Annotated in this window: 19 protein-coding genes; 10 read left to right on the plus strand and 9 right to left on the minus strand. The window is 69.2% G+C overall.

The features are described 5' to 3' along the window. Positions 1–28: 28 nt before the first annotated feature. The 4 genes from ACIHFE_RS32805 to ACIHFE_RS32820 all read right to left on the minus strand — a co-directional run bounded on the left by ACIHFE_RS32805 (position 29) and on the right by ACIHFE_RS32820 (position 4,024). Complete coding sequence (locus ACIHFE_RS32805; protein WP_400112479.1) at positions 29–520, minus strand: hypothetical protein; 492 nt, start codon at positions 518–520, stop codon at positions 29–31. A gap of 113 nt (positions 521–633) precedes the next feature. After that, complete coding sequence (locus tag ACIHFE_RS32810; RefSeq protein ID WP_400112481.1) at positions 634–1,659, minus strand: 3-oxoacyl-ACP synthase III family protein; 1,026 nt, start codon at positions 1,657–1,659, stop codon at positions 634–636. After that, positions 1,656–2,321 carry an SRPBCC family protein gene (locus ACIHFE_RS32815; protein WP_400112483.1) on the minus strand — a complete coding sequence of 222 codons (666 nt, stop codon included), beginning with the start codon at positions 2,319–2,321 and terminating at the stop codon, positions 1,656–1,658. Before ACIHFE_RS32815 ends, ACIHFE_RS32810 begins: the two co-directional genes overlap by 4 nt. Further along, complete coding sequence (locus tag ACIHFE_RS32820; protein WP_400112484.1) at positions 2,318–4,024, minus strand: thiamine pyrophosphate-binding protein; 1,707 nt, start codon at positions 4,022–4,024, stop codon at positions 2,318–2,320. Before ACIHFE_RS32820 ends, ACIHFE_RS32815 begins: the two co-directional genes overlap by 4 nt. 209 nt (positions 4,025–4,233) lie before the next feature. Between ACIHFE_RS32820 and ACIHFE_RS32825 the strand changes: the two genes are divergently transcribed. From ACIHFE_RS32825 to ACIHFE_RS32865, 9 genes are all read left to right on the plus strand, one after another. Then, a complete protein-coding gene (locus tag ACIHFE_RS32825; protein WP_400112486.1) occupies positions 4,234–4,485 on the plus strand; it encodes an acyl carrier protein in 252 nt (83 codons plus the stop codon). Continuing rightward, the gene (locus ACIHFE_RS32830; protein WP_400112488.1) at positions 4,482–5,375 is read left to right on the plus strand and encodes a class I SAM-dependent methyltransferase; all 894 of its coding nucleotides are present in this window, start codon (positions 4,482–4,484) and stop codon (positions 5,373–5,375) included. Before ACIHFE_RS32825 ends, ACIHFE_RS32830 begins: the two co-directional genes overlap by 4 nt. Next, on the plus strand, positions 5,372–6,697 hold the full coding sequence (locus ACIHFE_RS32835; RefSeq protein WP_400112490.1) for an NAD(P)/FAD-dependent oxidoreductase: 1,326 nt from the start codon (positions 5,372–5,374) through the stop codon (positions 6,695–6,697). The genes ACIHFE_RS32830 and ACIHFE_RS32835 overlap by 4 nt, the downstream gene beginning before the upstream one ends. Then, positions 6,694–7,716, plus strand: coding sequence for an SDR family oxidoreductase (locus ACIHFE_RS32840; protein WP_400112492.1), 1,023 nt, complete (start codon positions 6,694–6,696; stop codon positions 7,714–7,716). Before ACIHFE_RS32835 ends, ACIHFE_RS32840 begins: the two co-directional genes overlap by 4 nt. After that, a complete protein-coding gene (locus ACIHFE_RS32845) occupies positions 7,713–8,648 on the plus strand; it encodes an SDR family NAD(P)-dependent oxidoreductase (RefSeq protein WP_400112494.1) in 936 nt (311 codons plus the stop codon). Before ACIHFE_RS32840 ends, ACIHFE_RS32845 begins: the two co-directional genes overlap by 4 nt. Before the next feature lie 161 nt (positions 8,649–8,809). Beyond that, positions 8,810–10,204 (plus strand): MFS transporter, encoded by a 1,395-nt coding sequence (locus ACIHFE_RS32850; RefSeq protein ID WP_400112495.1) that lies wholly within the window; start codon positions 8,810–8,812, stop codon positions 10,202–10,204. Positions 10,205–10,230: 26 nt separating this feature from the next. Further along, a complete protein-coding gene (locus ACIHFE_RS32855) occupies positions 10,231–11,238 on the plus strand; it encodes an acyl-CoA desaturase (RefSeq protein WP_400112497.1) in 1,008 nt (335 codons plus the stop codon). A 2-nt stretch (positions 11,239–11,240) separates the two neighbouring features. Further along, positions 11,241–12,905, plus strand: a complete 1,665-nt coding sequence (locus tag ACIHFE_RS32860) for an AMP-binding protein (RefSeq protein ID WP_400112498.1) — start codon at positions 11,241–11,243, stop codon at positions 12,903–12,905. Between the two features lie 91 nt (positions 12,906–12,996). After that, complete coding sequence (locus tag ACIHFE_RS32865; RefSeq protein ID WP_400112500.1) at positions 12,997–14,106, plus strand: pyridoxal phosphate-dependent aminotransferase; 1,110 nt, start codon at positions 12,997–12,999, stop codon at positions 14,104–14,106. 88 nt (positions 14,107–14,194) lie between these two features. On the opposite strand, the gene ACIHFE_RS32870 is transcribed toward ACIHFE_RS32865, so the two are convergent. After that, positions 14,195–15,397, minus strand: coding sequence for an IS110 family transposase (locus ACIHFE_RS32870; RefSeq protein ID WP_400112502.1), 1,203 nt, complete (start codon positions 15,395–15,397; stop codon positions 14,195–14,197). A gap of 206 nt (positions 15,398–15,603) precedes the next feature. On the opposite strand from ACIHFE_RS32870, the gene ACIHFE_RS32875 reads away from it, so the two are divergent. Continuing rightward, on the plus strand, positions 15,604–16,248 hold the full coding sequence (locus ACIHFE_RS32875) for a hemerythrin domain-containing protein (RefSeq protein WP_400112503.1): 645 nt from the start codon (positions 15,604–15,606) through the stop codon (positions 16,246–16,248). Positions 16,249–16,534: 286 nt separating this feature from the next. On the opposite strand, the gene ACIHFE_RS32880 is transcribed toward ACIHFE_RS32875, so the two are convergent. From ACIHFE_RS32880 to ACIHFE_RS32895, 4 genes are all read right to left on the minus strand, one after another. Continuing rightward, positions 16,535–17,761, minus strand: coding sequence for a hypothetical protein (locus ACIHFE_RS32880; protein ID WP_400112504.1), 1,227 nt, complete (start codon positions 17,759–17,761; stop codon positions 16,535–16,537). Between the two features lie 3 nt (positions 17,762–17,764). Further along, on the minus strand, positions 17,765–18,406 hold the full coding sequence (locus ACIHFE_RS32885) for a DUF6000 family protein (protein WP_400112506.1): 642 nt from the start codon (positions 18,404–18,406) through the stop codon (positions 17,765–17,767). Positions 18,407–18,546: 140 nt separating this feature from the next. Then, positions 18,547–18,927, minus strand: a complete 381-nt coding sequence (locus ACIHFE_RS32890) for a hypothetical protein (protein WP_400112508.1) — start codon at positions 18,925–18,927, stop codon at positions 18,547–18,549. An 18-nt stretch (positions 18,928–18,945) separates the two neighbouring features. Continuing rightward, complete coding sequence (locus ACIHFE_RS32895) at positions 18,946–19,479, minus strand: hypothetical protein (protein WP_400112510.1); 534 nt, start codon at positions 19,477–19,479, stop codon at positions 18,946–18,948. Between the last annotated feature and the right edge of the window lie 310 nt (positions 19,480–19,789).

The following is a 19,789-nucleotide window of genomic DNA, read 5'->3' on the forward strand; positions in this document are numbered from 1 at the left end:
CGTTGAGGGGGGAAATCTCAACGGGGGGTCAGAAGGTGATCGGGCCCGGGGACTGCAGCGAGACGGCCTTGCAGGTGTTGGTTTGGCCAAGGACGTTGAGGGTCAGCGAGGTGTCGGTGGAGCCCACGGCCGGGATGTACGAATCGACCTGCTCACCCGACGTCACCGGGGCGGTCAGAGGGCCGATGGTGACGGGCTGGCCGGCAGCGGCCGCGTCGTTGGCGGTGCCGGCAAAGGTCACCGTGCCCCCGGTGCTCTGCTGCAGGGCCAGCGATGCTGATATGGAGTTGGCCGGGATGTCGACCGGGGCGAGACCGCTCGGGGTGGAGATCGCAATGGAGCCGGTGCCGTTGCCGGACGACGCCCGGAGCGTCAGGGTGCTGACGCCGTAGGCACCACAGTCGTACTGCGCCGTCACGGTCTGGACGGACGAGTCGGCCATGGCGGGAGCGGAGACGGCCAGACCGCCCGCGAGGAGGGCGGCTGAGACAACGGTGACGGACTTGGCGAGTGCACGCATGTCGGTTCCTTGTCTGGTCTATCCGATGACAGAGGTCTCCCGGTAACGGGAGTACGTTCACCCGGTGGCGCGCTGCGGCGCCCCGCGCCACCGGGAGCCCGGGGGCTCAGTGCTCAGCCGCCTCCGGCACGCCAGCGCACGGCAGCGGCCCCGGCGAAGTCGCCGGCGTGGGCGAAGCCGGCGAGCATGATCAGGCTGCCGTCCCGCACCCGGCCCTCCCGGATGCCGTGGTCGAGGGTGATGGGGACGGCCGCGCCGAAAAGGTTACCGAACCGGTCGAACGTGTCCAGGTGGCGGTCGGGGCCGATGGCGAGGCGTTCCTGCCACTGCTTGAGGAACATCCGGCTGGGCTGGTTGGTGATGAGCAGGTCCAGGTCGCCGGTCGTGAGCCTGAGTTGCCCGCACAGGGCGAGCACCACCTCGGGGACGAGCCGGTTCCCGCGCTCGACGATGTCGGCCACCCGGTCGGGGGTGAACCCGACGTGCATCTGGCTGGTGCCCGGCTCCCAGTACTTGCGGCCGTCGGCGAGGGCGAGGCCGCAGTCCCGGGTGTATTCACCGTGGTTGGCGATGTGGATGCCCAGTACCGGTGACTCGTCGGACGCCGCCACGTAAGCCGCAGCACAGCCGTCCCCCGGGATAGCCGCCTCGGGGAGCTTGCGCACCTCGGGCTGGGTCATCACCGGCCCCCCGCAGTTCTGCACGTTGAGGAGGAGCGCGGACTGCGCCTGGCCGCTGCCGATCAAGGCCTGGGCCATCCGCAGGAGATGGACGAACGAGCCGCAGCCACCGTTGTGCGCGTCGAGCACCCAGTCGCCCCGGATGCCGAGCCGGTGGGCAACCTCCGCCCCGGGACCGGTGAACGGGACCTCAGGAAGAAGCGTGTTGGTAAGCACTACGTCGACGCCGCGCAAGGTTTCCCGGCCGATGCGTTCCCCCAGACAGAGGGCGGCCTTCTCCATCATGTCGGCGGGCGTCTCGTCCCGGGAGACATGGTGGCGGCGGTCCGGCGCCTTGAACATCGGGTTCACCGCTGACTCGCCGTCGGCGGATTCCGGGCGGTAGCGGAGGAAGTACTCCGTCTCCACCGGCTCCCCGGGCAGGTAGGAGGCGAGTTCGAGCAGACTGACGGGTCTCATGCGGCCCTGGCCGGGTACCGGTGCTCGAGGATTTTCTTCAGGTTGTCGGCCTCCAACTGGTGGCCGGCGAAGAAGAGGTGCCAGGTATCGCCGACCCAGGGGCGCTCTGGCGGGGCCAGCTCGGGGTGGGGGTTGGCGTCGTAGTGGCGGTGGCGGCAGTTGGTCCAGATCACCACGGAGCCGGGCTTTCCGAGGACGGTCTCTGCGGGGACGATCCGGTGCAGGTAGTTCATCCAGAGCTCTTCGCCCTGGTCCCAGGCGCACCGCATGTCGATGGTGAGGGCGTCCGGGTCGCTGTCGATCCGCATGAAGATCTTCGTCTGGTCGTCGAACAGGGTGTCGCGCCCCTGGTAGAGGCCGGGTATGTCGGTGGGGGCGAAGTCGCGGGTGCTGTAGGTGTATTCGTTGAGGTTGCGGATGTCGGTGAGGTAGTCGTAAACCGCCTTCGGCGGCGCGTCGATGTACTGGTGCACCGTGACGAACTGCCCGTACACCTCGTCGTAGGTGTAGGACTCCTTGGTCAGCGCGGCAGCGCGGGCGAAGGCATCCTCCCGCGGAGTGGTCTCCCACCGCAGCAGGCCGGGAACCTTCTTGATGCCCTCGGGAATCGGGGCGGGTGCGATGTAGTGGGGGTCCGGAACCGGGTGGACGGTGGTGGTCATCCTGGTACCACTCCTTGTATGACGGGCAGGCCATGGCGTTCGGCCTTGAGGTGCTGGAAGAAGGGCTGGAACGGGGGCATTTCGGCGGGATCGACGTTGACGCACACCAGCGCGGGGCGCCGGGCGGTGAAGGCCCGGCTGAGGGCCGTACGCAGGTCGCCCACGGTGCGTACGGTCACAGCGGACAGGCCGGGGAAGAGGGCAGCCGCGCCCTCACCGATCCGGGCCGGGTGAAAGAGGTTGTAGGAGTACTCGCCGGAGAAGAACAACTGTTCCCGCGTGTAGCACATGCCGTGTGCGTTGTTGTTGAGGACGACGAAAGTGACGGGCAGCCGGTGCTCGATTGCGGTGTGAACCTCCATGCCGTGCATGAAGAACGCCCCGTCGCCGGCGAGTACACAGGCGGGCCGGCCCGTGGCGAAGGCGGCACCGATGCCTGCGCCAAAGCTGTGTCCCATTCCGGCCATGCCCATTGCCGCGATGAACCGGCCGCCTGCGGGCACGTCGACGTGGTGGATGACGGAGGCGCCCGCGTTGCCCGCGTCACTCACCACCGTCGCTCCTTCGGGCAGGGCCGCGGAAACAACGAGGGCGGCTGCGCGCATGTTCAGGGGGGCGGACGAGTCCGGAGGCGCGGGCGGCGCAGCGGCAGGTGCGGGCGCCGAGGGGGGTTCGGGGAACTCGGCGGCGAGCCGGTCGAGTTCTTCGGCGAGGGGGCCTGTGAGCTGGACCATCTCGCCGCGGTCGGTGAGGAACGGCGGCCGGGGGTCGACGCTGATCACCGGGGTGCCCTTGAGGCGGTTCCGGAGCGCGGCTCCGGTCATCTGCGGCAGCCGGGTGCCGACAAGCATCACGAGTGACGCCCGCTCCACCGCCTCCAGGACCCGTTCCGGCCCGATGGCCCCGAGGATGCCCAGCAGGTGGGGGCTGCTGGCGGCGACGACGTCTTTGGCGTCGGGGGCAACGGCCACTCCCGCCCCCAATGCGGCGGCGACTCGGGCCAGCTCGGTGCGGGCGTCCGCACGGGCTACGCCCTCACCCGCGATCACCACGGCCCCGCCGGGTCCGGCCTTCCGCAACAGGGCCACAGCCTGGGCCCGTTCGGCGGCTCTGGACAGGATGGATTTGCGAGGATGCATCCGGGCCGGCGGCTGCCCGGTCGGCAGGACAGCCTGCTGCACGTCCTTGGGCAGCAGCAGCACGGCCGGTCCCGGTGCCACCGGATCCGTGGCCGCCGCCCAGGCACGGGGCAGTAATTCGGCTATGGATTCCGGTTTGTCGGCCCGGGCGCAGTACACCGCGATCTCGTCGAAGAGCCGGATGGCGTCGATCGACCCGGCGAGCCCGCTGGTCTCCTGGAAGGAGCCATGGCCGTCGAGGGCGGCGGGCGGCTGCCCGATCAGCGCCAGCGCCGGTACGTACGAGGCCCGGAGTTCGGCGAGGCCCGGCACCAGGTTCATGGCTCCGGCGCCCGAGGTGGTGGCGAGCACCGGGATGCGCTGGCCGGCGCGGTGGTAGCCGTCCGCCATGGTGGCGGCAGAGAATTCATGCTTGGCGACCACACCGAGCGGTCCGCCCGGCGCGTGGTAGAGCGCATCGTAGAGATCCTCGATATTGGCGCCGCCGACCCCGAAGAGATGGCGGACCTCCTGTCTTTGGAGAAACGCCACGATGAAGTCGACAACGCGGGGTGAACTTCTCAAGAGGCGCACCTTTCACGCGGCATCGACGTCATTCCAGCCCGCCCCGTCCCCGGTGCTCAAGTGGCACGACCGTGCCATGCACTGCCGGCGAACTGCCATCCGGAAGCCCGGCGGCATGGCATGGATGTGCCATGCCGCCTGTCATGTGGCCGCTGCGGCAGGAAAGTTAGGTTCCGGACACACCGCTCGTCCGAAGGAGAGAACCACCCGTGATCACCGTCGCCACCGTGTGCGCCCTGATAGCGAAGAAACTCGGCAGCAAGGCCGCCGGTCTTGTGCTCGACGCCGACACGGCCTTCGACTCGGTGGGGCTGTCCAGCCTGCAGATCACCGACATCGTCTACACCATCGAGGACGAGGCCGGAATCGAGCTCGACCCGAGCCAGGCCGCGAACGTGAAGACCGTCGGTGACCTAATCGCGCTGGTCGAGGCCACGCGGGCCGCCGACACCACCGCATGAGCCGCACCGCATACCGGGGCGCGACCGCCGAGGCGATCCGGCACCACTACGACGTCTCCAACGACTTCTACGCCCTCTGGCTCGACGCCTCCCTCACCTATACATGTGCCCTGTGGGCAGGTGACCCCCACGCCCCCGGCAACACCGATGACCTGGAGACCGCCCAGGCGCGCAAGCTCGACCACCTCATCGAGGGCGCGCGAGCAGCAGGGGCGCGCCGGGTGCTCGATGTGGGGTGCGGCTGGGGCAGCCTTCTCCGACGGCTCACCGAGCAGTACGGAGTGGCGCACGCCGTGGGGCTGACTCTCAGCGACAGCCAGGCGCAGCTCGTCCGGGCCGCTGCCCTGCCGGGCACCGAGATACGGCTGGAGAACTGGCGCGACCACGAGCCCGCGGAGGGCTACGACGCGGTCATCTCCATAGGCGCCTTCGAGCACTTCGCCCGGCCCGGCCTCGCCCGGGGCGAACGGGTCGCCGCCTACCGGGAGTTCTTCGAACGCTGCCACGTCTGGCTGCCCGCGCGTGGCCGCATCGCCCTGCAGACCAACGTCAAGGGCAGCAACACGGTGCTGGACAGAGCCACCGTACGAGAGCTCATGTTCATCATCGAGAGCATCTTCCCGGAGTCCGAGATACCGGCGCTTTCCGAGGTGATCGAAGCATCCGAGAAGCTCTTTGATGTCGTCTGTCTGCGCAATGACCCCGACCACTACGCCCGCACCTGCGGAGAGTGGCTTGCCAGGCTCCGCGCCCGCCGGGGGAGCGCTGTGCGCGTTGCCGGGGAAGATCGCGTCGCCAATTACGAGCGGTATCTCGACGCGAGCATCCGGCACTTCCGCAACCGCCACCTGGGGCTGGCCCGCATCATCCTTGAAAAGGGGCGCCGGTGACTTCCCGCAAACATGTCGTGTACTGGCATGACACCGAATCGGTGGTGCCCTCTCCGCCGTTGCGCGAGGACACCGGCTGCGACGTGGCCATCGTCGGCGGCGGATACACTGGGCTGTGGACCGCCTGCTTTCTCAAAGAGGCCGAGCCGGACCTCGACATCTGCATCGTGGAGGCCAAGCACTGCGGGTATGGGGCGTCCGGCCGGGCAGATGGGTTCGTCACCCCCACCATCGGCAAGGACATCCAGGCCCTGGTGAAGGAGTTCGGCACCGAACGCGCCCGTGCCGCTTCGCAGGCGGTGGGCCGGTCCATTCTGGAGATCGGCCGCTTCCTCCGCCGAAACGGAATCGACGCGGAATACGAGGCCAGCGACTACCTCATGGTCGCCACCGACCAGGCGCAGCTGCGCCGGCTCCGCGAGGACCGGGAGCTGGCCGGCCTGATCGCCGGCCGGGACCAGCCGGAGCTGCTCAACGCCGCCCAGGCGCAGGCGGTCATCGGCTCCCCCGCGCTGCTTGGCGCGATACGGACCGGAGGCGCGCTGGTCAACCCGTTCAAGCTCGCCCGGGGGCTGGCCCGGGTGGTCAAGGAGCGGGGAGTGACCGTTTACGAGAACACCCCGGTCTTGCGTGTCGTGCCGGGGGCGCATCCGGTGGTCGTCACTCCCGGCGGCCGGGTCACTGCCGACAAGGTTGTCATCGCCGCCAACGCCCAGCAGTTCACGTTCGCGCCGTTCCGTGACCGCACCGTGCCGGTGTGGAGCTACGCGCTGGTGAGCGAACCCCTCACCGACGAGCAGCGGGGCCGCATCGCCTGGCCGGGCCGCGAGGGCATGGTGGAGGCGAAGACCTTCCTCACCTGCGCACGGTTCACAGCCGACAACCGACTTCTGTGGGCGGGCGGTCCGGCGTTGTACTTCTTCGGCCGAGACCTGCGCAAACGCCGGATGAACGACCCGCGGGCCTACCGCCAGCTCCACACCTGTTTCCAGCGCTTCTTCCCGATGTGGCAGGACGTGCGCTTCGCCTATGCCTACGGCGGCGCTATCGACATCACCCGTGACTACGCCCCGCACTTCGGCTCGCTGCCGGCCGGCAACGTCTTCTACGGCTACGGCTTCAACGGCAACGGCATCGCCGCCACCCACACCGGTGGCAAGGTCCTGCGCGACCTGATGCTCGGCAGGGACACCGAGTACGCGAGGCTGCTGTATGTGGATGACCGGCACCGCATGGCACGCCGCTTCCCGCCCGAGCCGCTGCTGTCGGTGGGTGCACAGGTCACCACCCGGATGCTGGAGCGGAAGGAGGCCCGGCTGTGACAACCGTTCTGCTGACCGGCGCCTCCGGTGTCGTCGGCCGTGCGGTCCTCCAGGAGGCCGTCGGCCGCCAGCTGGCGCTGATCGCCATGGTCCGCCCCGGCGGTACCGCGCTTGCGGACGGCACTGCGCGGGTGCTCCCCGCCGATGTGACCCGCCCCCGCTTCGGCCTGGGCGATGCCGCTTACCGTGCCCTCGCCGAAGAGGTCGACACCGTGATCCATTCGGCAGGCCTGACCGAGTGGGGGCTTTCTGCCACGTGCTACACCCCCGTCAATGTAGAAGGCACCCGCCGAGTGGTTGATTTCGCCCAACAGGCAGGCTGTACCGTGCACTTCATGAGCACTGCCTTCGTGGCGGCTTTGGCAGACGATGCACCGTTCCTGCTGAGTGACATCAACGTCACCGGCAACTACATCCGTTCCAAGCGCCACGCCGAGATGCTCCTCCGGGACAGCGGGGTGCCGCACGCGGTGTTCCGGCCCACCAATCTGATCGGCGACTCGGTCACCGGCTGGACCTCGCGCGGCCAGATCGTGCAGCTGATGTCGGACTGGATCTGCCGGGGCCGGGCGCCCTTCGTCCCCGTCCATCCGGGCAACCGCGTCGACGTCGTGCCGCAGGACCTCCTCGCCAAGGCAGTGCTCGGCGCCGTCGAACTCGGCCACGACGGCGGCGAGTTCTGGGTCACCTACGGCGCGGAGGCCATGGACATGGGAGCGGCGCTCCAGGTGTGCGCCCAGCACACGGCCGCCCTCGGGCGGCAACCACGCCCCGTCCCGGTCGTCGACCCGGACACCCTCGGCCCCGAGGCTCTGGACGGCCTGCCGCCGCAGGCCCGTTCGTACCTCGCCGTCCTGCGCGACGTGAGCGAGGTGACCCGCTGCAGCGGCGGCATCCTGCCCAGCTCCCTGCCCGAGCTCCGCGAGCGCTACGGCCTGCCCAAGGTGCCCGACACCGTCGCCTACCGCCGCACCCTCGCCCACGCCGCTGGCCTCGACCCGGAAAGGACACCCGCGTGACCGACGCGAACAAACAGCACTACGAGTGGCATGCGCCCTGCCTCGACGGCGCAGTGGCTGTCGTCACCGGCGCCAGCCGGGGAGTGGGGCGCGGCATCGCGCTCGCCCTGGGCAGCGCGGGAGCCACGGTGTACGTCACCGGGCGCAGCACCCGGACCGGGATGCGCACCGAGGGCCTGCCCGGCACCGTCGAGGACACCGCCGACGACGTCACCGCGCGCGGCGGCACCGGGGTGGCGGTGCCTTGCGATCACCGGTTCACCGCCGACAACGAGGCGCTGGCTGAGCGGATCCGGGCCGACCACGGGCGGCTCGACGTGCTGGTGAACAACGCCTGGGCGGGGTACGAGCGCTCCACCGACGTGCGGTTCGACGCACCGTTCTGGGAACAGCCGATGTGGCGCTACAAGTTATGCGAGGGATCGCTGCGGGCCCAGTACGACGTCACCCGGCTGCTCGTCCCCCTGATGCTGCCGCACCGGCGAGGGCTGGTGGTCGGCATCGGATTCACCGACGGCGATACCTATCTCGGCCAGGCGGCCTACGACGTCTTCAAGTCCGCCAACGACCGGCTCTGCCGGGCATTCGCGGCCGACCTGCGGAAGAAACGGATCGCAGCCGTCTCCCTCCACCCCGGCTTCGTCCGTACCGAGCGGGTCGAGGCTGCGTGGGCGGCGCTGGGCGACGGCCCGGCGGCGGTCGTGCACTCCCCTGAGTATGTGGGCCGTGCCGTTGTCCATCTCGCCGCCGACCCCCAGGTGTTGGAGCGCTCCGGTGCGGTGCTTGCCACCGGCGACCTGGCCGGAGAGTACGGCTTCAGCGATGTCGACGGCCGGCGGCTGCCGGCCTTCCGGCTCGAGGGGCGAATGCCCCTGGCCACTCGCATGGACCGGCTGAACCGGGTGGTGGCCGGGGCGGCACCGCGCGCCTGAGGCGCCGGCGGAACGGGACCCGGCACGGGTCGGCCTGCGGCAGACGAGACGGCACAAGGGCAGAAGGGGTGAGGGCATTGAGGAGAGGAACCGCTGGTTCCACCACAGCGGCGTCGGCGGCGAAGGCCGCAGCGACCGCCGGTGCGGGGCTGGTACTCGCAGTGACCTGCGGGGCACAGTTCATGGTCATCATCGATGACACCGTGGTGTCCATGGCGCTGCCGACGATCCGCACCGCGCTGGATTTCGACCGGGCCTCGCTGGCCTGGGTCGTCGACGCCTACATGCTGCTGTTCGGCGGTTTTCTCGTGCTCGGCGGCCGGTGCGCCGATCTGTTCGGCAGGCGGCGGGTCTTCCTCATCGGACTCGGCGTCTTCACGGCGGCCTCGCTCGTGTGTGGGCTGGCCGGTTCGGCGGACACGCTGATCGTGGCGCGCGGCGCCCAGGGCTTCGGCGCGGCCCTGCTGAGTCCCGCGGCGCTCTCCATCCTCATCACCTTCTTCAGTGAGGCCACCGAGCGGCGGAAGGCGCTGGGCGTCTGGGGAGGGCTCACCGGCGTCTCCGGGGTCTCCGGGGTGCTGCTCGGCGGCGTCGTCACCGACCTCATCGACTGGCGCTGGGTGTTCTTCATCAATATCCCTGTCGGTGTCCTGCTGTTTGTCCTCACCCTTCGGCCGGTCCTCGCAGACCGCATGGAGGGGACGGGCCGACGGCCGGCGACCGACGGCACCGGTGCCGTGCTGATCACCGCGTCGCTGCTGCTCCTCGTCTACACCGTGATCAGCACCAGCCACCGCCCCTGGGGCTCCACCGCGACCCTGTCGGGGCTCGTCGGTGCGGCGGTGCTCCTGGTGGCCTTCCTCATCCGCGAGCAGCGCGCCCCGGAACCGCTGATCCGGCTAGGCCTCTTCGCCCGCCGGCAGATCGCCACAGCCAACGTGATGATGCTGCTCGCCGCCTCCGGGCTGTACGGGATCTTCTTCTTCCTCACCCAGTACATGCAGACCCTCCAGCACTGGTCACCGTTGCGGGCGGGACTCTCCTGGGCCCCGTTCGGCGTCACGATGGCCGCGTTCTCCGGGATCGCCATCCAGCTCCTGCCCCGGCTGGGCGGGCGGCTGCTGTGCTTCACCGGGCTCGCCACGGCCACCTGCGGGCTCGCCCTGCTGCTGGACTCGCCGGTCAAGGCCTCGTACCCGAGCGACCTCCTGCCCACCCTCCTGCTGTGCGCCGCCGGATACGGGCTGGCGATGGTGCCGCTGGTGACGGCGGCGGTCAGCGGGGTGCCGAGGGCCGAGTCGGGGGCTGCCTCCGGCGTGCTCAACACGGGCCAGCAGATCGGTGGCGCCACCGGGCTCGCGGTCCTCGCCACGCTGGCCAACAGCCGGTTCGACCACCAGCTCACGGCGGGAAGAGCGCTGCCCGACGCGCTGCTGGCCAGCTTCCACTCGGCGTTCCTCCTCGGCACCGCGCTCAACGCGTGTGCCGCCCTGCTCGCGCTGCTGCTGCCCCCGCTGCGTACCGAGTTCGACCCGGAGACGACCTCCGGCGTGTGATCAAGACCGAGAGAAAGGGAGGGTGAGTGGACGGCAAGGAACACCGCTGGTACATGCTGGTCGTCTCCGTCGTACCGTTGCTGGCGCTGGCGGCTGCCATGACGCTGGCCTGGAACCGCGTCTTCGGCTGGACGGATGTGCTGGTCACGGTCGTCATGTATGTGATCTCTGGGATCGGCATCTCCACCGGCTACCACCGGATGCTGACCCATCGCTCGTTCGAGACCCACAAGCCGGTCCGGGTGGCGCTCGCCACCGCGGGTGTGCTGGCCGGCCAGGGCCCGCCGATCATCTGGGCCGCCCACCACCGCAAGCACCACCGGGTCGCCGACAAGGAGGGCGATCCGCACAGCCCGCACCTCGGCTTCGAACCCGGGTTCAAGGGGGCGCTTGCCGGCATGTGGCACGCCCACCTCGGGTGGCTCTTCGAGGAGAATCTCAGCTCCGACCCGATCCGCTACTGCCCGGACCTGGTGCGGGAGAAGCCGCTGCGGTGGCTCAGCGAGAAATTCGCCGCCATTGTAGTTGGCGGCCTCATCCTCCCCGGCTTGCTGGCCTTCGCCGTCACCGGCGGCTCGGTGCAGGCGTTGCTCACCGGGATCCTCTGGGGCGGTCTCGTCCGTATCTTCCTTATCAACCACATGACGTACGCGGTGAACTCCATAGGCCACTACTTCGGCCGCCGCCGTTTCTCCACCACCGACCACTCGCGCAACGTCGCCTGGCTCGCTGTCCCGTCCTTCGGCGAAGCCTGGCACAACAACCACCACGCCTTCCCGCGGTCGGCGCGACACGGGATGAAGTGGTACGAGGTCGATATCTCCGCGACCTTCATCTGGGCGCTGGAAAAGACCGGGCTGGCCTGGAAGGTGATCCGGATCGACCCCGAGCGCATGACCCTGCGTGAGGCAGGGATCGGCAGGGCCATTGGCAGCCGGCTCAGCCGGGACGAACTCCTCGCCACTCAGCAGAAGATCGCGCCCATGGCGGAGCGCACCCGTGAGTCCGCCGTGTCCCTGGTGGACGTGGAGTGACCATGGCGCCCACCGCACAGGAGCTCTGGGAGCCGCTCGTCCGGCGGGACACCCACGGGGTGCTGCACCACTGGGAGGAGAACGGCTTCGGCCACACCCCGTGGCGCGACATCGTCGCCGACGCCCACGGCATGGCCGTCGTCCTGCGGGCGGCCGGGGTACGGCCCGGCACCCGGGTGGCCACCGTCCTCACCAACTCCGCTCACACCGTGCGCGGGCTGCTGGCGGTCTGGCTGGCGGGCGGCGCCGTGGCCTCGATGCCGCTCCCGGCCCGCGGCCAGACGCACCGCGCGTACGGCCGACGGCTGAACGCACTTGCCGAACGACTCGACCCTGTGGTGCTGCTGACGGACGAGCACCTGGCGCCCCTGGTCCCGGAAGAACTCACCGCCGGGCTCCCCGTGTTCACCTGGCCCACGCTGTACGAGTCCCGGCACCGGTACGCCCGCACGCGCCTCGATCCGTCGCCGCCAGGATCCGAGGAGACGGCGTTTATCCAGTTCTCGTCCGGCAGCACCGGTTCACCCAAGGGATGCGAGCTCAGTGCCCGGGCCATCGGCGCCCAACTGGCCATGCTGCGCGAGATGTCGGGCGGGCGGCCCGGCGCGGAATCCATCGCCTCCTGGTTACCGCTGTCCCATGACATGGGCATGTTCGGAACACTGCTGCACGCCTGGGTGTTCGACTACGACTTCGTGCTGTCGTCGCCCGAGCGGTTCGGCATGGCGCCGCGCTCCTGGTTCCGCGACATGGCAGAGTTCGGCGCGACCATGACCGCCGGTACCAACACCGCGCTCCATCTGGCCACTCGCGCCCAGGGCCGTGCGGTGCTGCCCGAGCCACTCCGGCTCCGGGTCTGCGTCGTCGGCGCGGAACGCGTCGACTGGGACACCCTGGAGGCCGCCGCCACCGCCTTCGGCCCCTCCGGTCTCACCCGTGCCGTCTTCATGCCCGCCTACGGCATGGCCGAGGCGACCCTCGCGGTGGCCGCCACCCCGCGTGCCACCGACCCGGTGGCGCGCTCCTTCGACGGCAGCGCGCTTAACGCCGGCCGGATCGTGCCAGTAGCCGACGGGACGCCGGGCGCCACCCTGCTCGTCTCCAACGGCCCGCCGCTGCCGCGCGTGACGGTACGAGCCGCGCACCCGGACCGCGTGGCGGAGCTGGTCGTCTCCTCCCCAAGCCTCGCCACCGGCTACCACGGCGACCCCGGACGTACCTCTGAGACGTTCCGCGACGGCGCCCTGCACACCGGCGACCTTGGCTTCGTCCACGACAGCGAGGTCTACTTCGTGGGCCGCGCCGACGACCTCATCTCGGTGGGCGGCCGCAATGTCTACGCCGGTGAGGTCGAGTCCGCGGTCGAGGCGCTCGGCCCTGTCCGAGCCGGGTGCTCGGCCCTGGTCGACGTGGCCGCCTCCGGACCGCCCCGGCTGGTGCTTTTCCTCGAACCCCAGCGCGCCCGCGACGACTTGGCGCTCATCGCCGACCGGGCCGCTGCTGTCGCCCGGGAGAAGTCGGGCATCGCGCTCGACGAGTGTGTCTTCGTCGAGCGGGGCGGACTGCCCAGGACACCCAGCGGCAAGATCCAGCGGTTCCGCTGCCGGTCACTGCTCGGCCGGGACGACGGCCGGCTGAAGACCCTCGCCCGTGTCCGGCTCGGTTGACCCGCTGGACCCGGCCCCGTGTTCCGCACCCCTTCTCCCTGATTTCTCTACTCCATTCCCGTACCGCTTTGAACAATTGCGAGGCCACGCCATGAACCTGGGCCGGGCCCTGCCCGCCGGTTTCTTCGCCGACACTGAGCTCCCCGAGGGCGAATATCTCCGACTGCACCTCAATGAGAATCCCTACGGGCCCCCACCCGGCGCCATCGAGGCGGTGCACGCGGAGACGGGCGCCTTCCTTCATCGCTACCCGGGCAGCGAGTGCACTGAGCTGCGGGCGGTACTCGCTGCCCACTTCGGGGTCGCACCGGAGATGATCGCGGTCGGCAACGGCACCGACGAGCTCGTGCTGCTCGCCTCACTGACGTTCCTCCGCGAGCCTGGCGCCTGTGTGCTCACCACCGCCGGAACCTTCCCCGGGTACGTGCTCTCCGCCGCGTCGGTGGGAGCGGCTGCCCACACCCTGCCGCTGCACGACGCGGCGGTTCCGGTCGAGGCGCTCGCCGACGAGCTGAACCGGGGCTCCGCCGCCCTCGCGTTCGTCTGCAACCCGGTCAACCCGACTGGCACCGTCCTTGACCGGGCCGGCGTTCACCGGCTGGTGGATGCTGCCGAACGCGGCAGAGCCATCCTCGTCCTCGACGAGGCCTACCTGGACTACGCGGGCCCCGCCCACGAGTTCGCCCTGGCCGCCTTGGCCGAGGGCCGCCGGCTGGTGGTACTGCGCACCTTCTCCAAGGCATGGGGGCTCGCGGCCGTGCGGCTCGGCGTGGCCATTGGCCCGGCGGACCTCGTCGCTCGCGTCGCGGCGACCGCCCAGGCCCTGCCCTTCAACGTCAACCGGGCTGCCCAGCGAGCAGTGCTACGGGCCTTGGAACACCCGGAGCACATGGCCCGCGTGCGGTCGGAGAATGCCCGGACCCGGCATCTGCTCCACGGGTATCTGGACAAGCTCGGCTTCCGCTGCATCCCGTCCGTCACCAACTTCGTGATGGCCCGCATTCCGGACGAGTGGCAGGCCGACGCCGCCGGACTGGTCAAGCGGCTCGCGATGGACCACCGGATCCTCGTGCGTGACCTCGCCCCACTGGGATCACCCGGGTATGTGCGCATTTCCGTGGGAACGTCGGCCGAGGTGGAGCGCCTCACCAAGGCCCTCGCCGACCTCCTGGGAAAGCCACTGCCGCATGGCGGGATCTGACCGGACGTCTCCCCGTAACACGCTTTTTCGAGCAGCATCCTTACGAGCCGTATCGCCGAGTCCTCCCCGAGGAGCCTCAATGACGAAGTCAAGCTGCTTGCGTGACCGGCGGGGCGGGGGTGAAGGCCCGGCCGTCACGCAGCAGTGCCCACAGGACACTGGCTCGACGGCGCGCGAGTGCGATGACGGCCTGGACGTGTTTGCAGCTCTCGCTGCGCTTCTTCAGGTAGAAGCCCCGGTTCGGTCCGTCGCGGACGATGCTGGTCTGCGCGGACATGTAGAAGACCAGGCGCAGGCGGCGGCTGTAGCGCTTGGGCCGGTGGAGGTTGCCGGTACGGCGTCCGGAGTCGCGCGGGACCGGCACAAGCCCGGCCGCCGAGGCCAGATGGCCGGCGTCGGCGTAGGCCGACAGGTCGCCGGCCGCGACGACGAACTCGGCCCCGAGTATCGGGCCCATGCCGGGCAGGGACTCGATGATCTCCGCCTGCGGGTGGCTGCGGAAAGTTTCCCGGATCTGCCTGTCGATGCGTTGGAGTCGGTCGTCCAGGGCCAGGATCTGCGCCGCGAGACCGGCGATGATCTGGGCGGCGATGTCCTCGCCGGGCAGCGCGGTCTGCTGGGCCTGCGCGGCCTCCAGCGCGGTCGCGGCGACCGCGTCAGCGCCGCGCACGCTGCGGTTGGCCAGCCAGGCTGTCAGACGGGCCCGGCCGCGGCGGCGGATCGCCGCCGGGGTCTGGTAGCCGGTCAGCAGCACCAGCGCGCCCTTGTGATGCGAGTAGTCGAAGGCCCGCTCCAGCGCGGGGAAGACGCCGGTCAGCATGTCACGCAGCCGGTTGATCATCCGCACCCGGTCGGCCACCAGGTCCGCGCGATGCGCGGTCAGCAGAGCAAGGTCGGCAGCGAGCTGGGCAGGAACGTCGATGGCGGCGAAGTCCCGGCGGTGGCGAGCGGTTTCAGCAATGACGTAGGCGTCATGGGCGTCGGTCTTCGCCTCGCCCCGGTAGGCACCGGACATGCGGTTGACCGTGTGTCCAGGCACGTAGACAACCTGCTGGCCGTGGGCCGCGAGCAGGGCCAGCAGCAGTGCGGAGGATGTGCCGGAGATGTCCACCGCCCAGTGAACCTCCTCGGCCAGGTCCAGGATCTCGCCGAGCGCCGTCAAGATCGCCGACTCGTCGTTGTCGACCTTCCTCGACCACAGAGTCGCTCCGGTCTCGTCGACCACCGCCGCCCAATGGTGGCCCTTGCCGGCGTCGATGCCAGCCCAGACCTGGGCCTGTCGCTTGTTCACTCGCCCCTCCTCGTTCCGCGCGACGTGCCGTCGGCCCGAGGAACACCCCGTCGTCAACTCCGTAAACAGCGACCGAAGCGCACACCTCAATCAGCGAACAGGGCGCCCCGGAGAGCCGGGCGGCCGCTCCTCGGAAGCCACTGAAGACAAGTTCCCATAAGCCACACCCGGCCCTCCCGGGCCGCCCCACAACTTACGGAGTTGCCATGCCCCAGCCGTTTGCCGCCCTCCCCCGGGGTCACCGGACGATGCTCCTGGCCCACCGGGCTATGGTGCGGGACCTGGGCCGAGTCCAGATCACCGCCGCACAGCTGGCCGACGCACCCGACACCGTGCGGGCGGCGGCGCTCGCCGGGTACACGGACAAGCTCTGCCAGGTCATCGAACACCACCACGAGGGCGAGGACGGGTTCCTCTGGCCCCGGCTGCGTGATCTCGGCGCGGACGAGGCGGCGCTGGCGCTGCTCGAGGCTGAGCACGGGGAGCTCAACAAGGTCCTCGCTGCCATGCACGAGGCGGGCAGCCGGCTGGCGGCCGACGGCTCGGCCGCCGCCCAACTGGCTGAGCTCACCGGGCGGGTCCGTGAGCAGCTCACCGCGCACGCCGGTGACGAGGAGCGCGAACTGCTGGACCGGTTCGCCCCGGCGCTCAGCGAGCGGATCTGGAAGGGGTTCGAGGTCCATATGCGGAAGACCGCGCCGGGCTGGACGCTCCGTTTCATGCCCGCCTGGCTGCTGTCGGTTGCTGACCTGCCTGACGAGCGCGGCGGGGTGCCCGTGCCGCCGCTGGCCCGCATGTTCAGCGGCTGGCTGGAACGCATGCAGCGCGAGGCATTCGGTGAGAACTACTGATCCGGCCGGGATCAGGTAAGGGTGATCAAGAAGGGGTCCTCTGGGTTCCTTCGCCATATTCGCGAGTGTCGTTGATCCTCCTTTGCGGGACGAGTTCGATGCTGGCTCGCCCGTCCTGGCTGGTCGCCAGCCCCCGCACCTGCGGGACAGACACTTCCTGACTTATCCGGACACTTTTGAGATCTTCGTGCCCGGATACGACCGAGTGCCGGCCGATTGAGGTAGCCAGCCGTCGGCCTGCTGGCCGGATCAGCGGCTCCGAGTGCCCTTGAGCTGTCGGTTGGCGCTACTGGTGTGTCACGGGGTTCCCGCGAAGACCACCGTCCGCGCATGGCCAGACGCCGCTGTCCAAAGGACCGAGGCCCGTGGATCGCAGGATGAAGAGCTCGTCGTGCAGGGCGAAGGCCACCTGCCCCTGGTCGAGCAGCATGATTTTGCTCATCACGGCGCGCTTCTCGTCTTCCAAAGCGAATAGCTCCCGCATCTGGAAGTCGGTGTCGACAGCGAGCAGTCGGCCATCCCGCCAGAACACTGCGGTGCCTTCATCGTCCAGAGCTGGGTAGGTGGTGTAGTAGCCGGACAGTGCAGGTCCGCGCCGCACTGTGCCATCGGTATCGAGGCCAACGAAGCGCGAACGGGACGGCATAACGTTCTCGGACTCGGGGCCGGTGATGGCGCCGTGTCGGTCGATCAGCAGCATCGCGTGCGTCGGCCACTCCTGCACAACGGCGCCGGAGGAGTCATAGCGGGCTGTGCTGAACGCGCCGTAACCCTGGGAGCCGATGAGGAACTCGCCCGGCCCGACGACCGCCTTGTGGTGACTGGGCCCGGGACGGGTCGCGGCGACGAGCCGACCGGTGGTGGTGTCCAGGAAGAACGTGACGGCGATTCCGCTCCTGCCGTCGGCAAAAGTCGCGGCGATGCGATGGCCGGCGACCAGCAATGGCTCCCAGTGGTGTGCCTCTATGGTCTGCGGTGCCCACGGCTTCGAAGGGCGCATTTCCCAGTTCGTCTCCGCGCTGATCTCGACGCAGCCCGGAAAGGACAAGTGGTCGAGCACAGTCGGTGTCGACCACCTCACCGAACCGTCCTCGCCGTGGCGTGCGACCCGCGCGTGACGGCCGGCCGGAACGGCGCGGTTCCGTTCGGTGGGCAGAAAGGACGCGCAGATACCGTCGGGCAACACCGCGAACGAACCGAGGCGCTCAAAGGGCTCGTGTTCGGGTGTGATCGAGCGCAGGGTCGAGCCGGTGGCGTCCAGTTCGGTCAGCACGGCACCCGTCGGCCCGCGATGGGCGACCCATACGGAGCCGCTGGTACTGACGCGCGGTTGGCTGGGGTGTCCGTCGAACTCGCGGCGCCACAAGACCCCTCCGCCCGCATCCATGGCGGTGAGCACGGTGGTGGACAGGTTCTTGCCGTCGTAGCTGGTGACGAAGACAGGCCCGCCGGGATCCGCCGCTGCCAGGCCCCAGACCTGGCCGGGCATCGGCACGCTCTGCGGTTGGTTCATGGTTCAGGCCCCTTCCTGTGACACCGAGTTGAGACCTTCTGCGGCTGCGTTTTCAGCAGCAAGAGCGCACAGTTCGTCGATGAATCGGCCCGGCGGCGACGGCCTGTACTGGGCGTCGTTCCACCGCTGCCAGAGGCCGCCGGGAGCCAGGAAGTGGGCGGCGTGTTCACTTCCTGTGCGGCTGTCGATGTGGAGGAGCGCGCTGATGGCCCAGTGCTGGTCGTACTGGCAGTCAGGCCGTCGAAGGTACCGGTCCAGGTAAGCCGTCAGATGCTGGGCATCCTCGTTGGTGCCGAAACGTGCGAGGGCAAAGCAGTAGCCCTGGCCGGCGAAGCAGAGCTGGCTGGCCAGGAGCAGGTCGCCGAGGACATCGCGGAAGTGTTCGCGGCGGTCGAAGCCGATCAGCCAGGCGGCCGTGAGGCGGGAGCGCCATTCGCTGTCCAGCAGGATCTCGAGTTCTTCGTCGGTGATCTTGTGGGCGGCGGCACTCAGGGACTGAAGAAAGGGGGCGCGCTCGCTCTCGTCGTCTCGCGTGAAGTTTGCATGGAGGAGGTGCAGGTAGCGCCCGGCTCCCTGCGTTGCTGGCTTGACGTAGCGGTCGACGACGTCGAGCAGTTCGGGGTCCGAGGAACGGGGGAAGCGCATGAGGGCATATTGGCGTTGTCAGCGGGCTATGGCCAGGGGTTTCTGAGTTCATGGGTGATCGCCCGGAGCCGGGAAGGGAAGGGCCTGAATCTGGTTGTGTGTTGACCCTCCCCTTCGTGTCGAAGTGCTGGCCAGTGGGGTCAGTGCACGTCGGATTCCGCTGCCAGCTCTATGACGAGGTGGTATCCCCCGGCCAGGTCGATGTCGGTTCGCTCCCGGAGCAGTTTGATGGCCGAGTCCTGGTTTTTGTTATGGAGCAGGTTCGTCATCTCGCCGACCAGCTGGGCGTCGCACTGGCGCAGTGCGTGCACTGCCTGTCGGTAGTCGGTGGGCAGGGCATGGCCCTGGGTGGGCAAGTCGAGGGCGATGGGTGCCGCATGAAGGCTGAGGCCCGAGTCTTTGCGCAGTCGGCGGATGGCCTGGGCCGTGCGGCCTTGGTCTGCCAGGACCTTCGCCTCGTCCTGGGCTTGCTGTGCGACGGGTGTGATCAGGGCTGTCGTGCGTGTCTTGGTACTCGTCATGAGATGGGGACTTCCCGGTCAGCGGCACTGCTTCTTTATCGAGTCAACGCCGAGCACGGCCGATGCCAAACCGCCAAGGGTAGAGCCCAGTTCGCTGATCTTCTCCTCGCCCCTGGCGACGCGGATCAGCAGGTAGGCAGCCTTCTTCACGCCTCCGGCCTTGCTGATGAACTTCTTGAGCTTGAGGACCTTGACGACGGGAACCGAGCCGCCGGCGACGGCGGCGGTGATGGCGGCCACGCACTTGGTGGTCTGCCACCAGCCGGAGGCCACCGAGCCGTCCTTGTCGGCAGGGAGGTGTTCGGCCAGGTATGCCTGGACTGCCGCCTCGCCCTGTTCCGCGACGCTGTCGGGCATCTCGTTGATTACGTCCAGCGCGGCCACGAACCGTTGCCCGTCAGCCGAGTCGAGTTCTTCCTGGGCCGCCATGGCTGCGGCCGGGTGGGCGGGGGCAGCAGCCACCGACTGTTCTCGGGTGTTGTGTTCGGCCGCCGTGGCGGCAGAGGAGAGTCCGGTGCTGAAGATTGCCGCCGTGGCTATGACAGCCGTCACCGTGGTCGGTCTGGCGATTCTCACGGTCTTCTCCCGTTGCTGTAGCCCTGGCTGGTGAACCCGGGCTCTGTACGACGTCACGCTGGTCGAGTGGGACGCCGTTGGACGGTAGTGATCATGCGGGAGAGGGCAGCGGGCTTGGAACCCTCTCGGGGCGTGCCAGCCAAGATCGGCTGGATTGCCATCGCCGTTGTCCTGATGTCTTCAGCCGCCTGTGTCGGTCAGGTACGTGGAGGCGGCCAGGGCGGGGCATCAGTGGTATTTGGGCAGTGCAAAGTTCAAGTAACTCAGGGCAGGCGTGGCCAGTGAA

It is taken from the genome of Streptomyces sp. NPDC052396, from assembly GCF_044593195.1.
Classification (GTDB): Bacteria; Actinomycetota; Actinomycetes; order Streptomycetales; family Streptomycetaceae; genus Streptomyces.

Bases quoted from the DNA above. Each gene is read 5' to 3' on its own strand.
- ACIHFE_RS32805 (WP_400112479.1), bottom strand. From the start codon at position 520: ATGCGTGCACTCGCCAAGTCCGTCACCGTTGTCTCAGCCGCCCTCCTC.
- ACIHFE_RS32810 (WP_400112481.1), bottom strand. From the start codon at position 1,659: ATGAGACCCGTCAGTCTGCTCGAACTCGCCTCCTACCTGCCCGGGGAG.
- ACIHFE_RS32815 (WP_400112483.1), bottom strand. From the start codon at position 2,321: ATGACCACCACCGTCCACCCGGTTCCGGACCCCCACTACATCGCACCC.
- ACIHFE_RS32830 (WP_400112488.1), top strand. From the start codon at position 4,482: ATGAGCCGCACCGCATACCGGGGCGCGACCGCCGAGGCGATCCGGCAC.
- ACIHFE_RS32860 (WP_400112498.1), top strand. From the start codon at position 11,241: ATGGCGCCCACCGCACAGGAGCTCTGGGAGCCGCTCGTCCGGCGGGAC.
- ACIHFE_RS32865 (WP_400112500.1), top strand. From the start codon at position 12,997: ATGAACCTGGGCCGGGCCCTGCCCGCCGGTTTCTTCGCCGACACTGAG.
- ACIHFE_RS32875 (WP_400112503.1), top strand. From the start codon at position 15,604: ATGCCCCAGCCGTTTGCCGCCCTCCCCCGGGGTCACCGGACGATGCTC.
- ACIHFE_RS32880 (WP_400112504.1), bottom strand. From the start codon at position 17,761: ATGAACCAACCGCAGAGCGTGCCGATGCCCGGCCAGGTCTGGGGCCTG.
- ACIHFE_RS32885 (WP_400112506.1), bottom strand. From the start codon at position 18,406: ATGCGCTTCCCCCGTTCCTCGGACCCCGAACTGCTCGACGTCGTCGAC.
- ACIHFE_RS32890 (WP_400112508.1), bottom strand. From the start codon at position 18,927: ATGACGAGTACCAAGACACGCACGACAGCCCTGATCACACCCGTCGCA.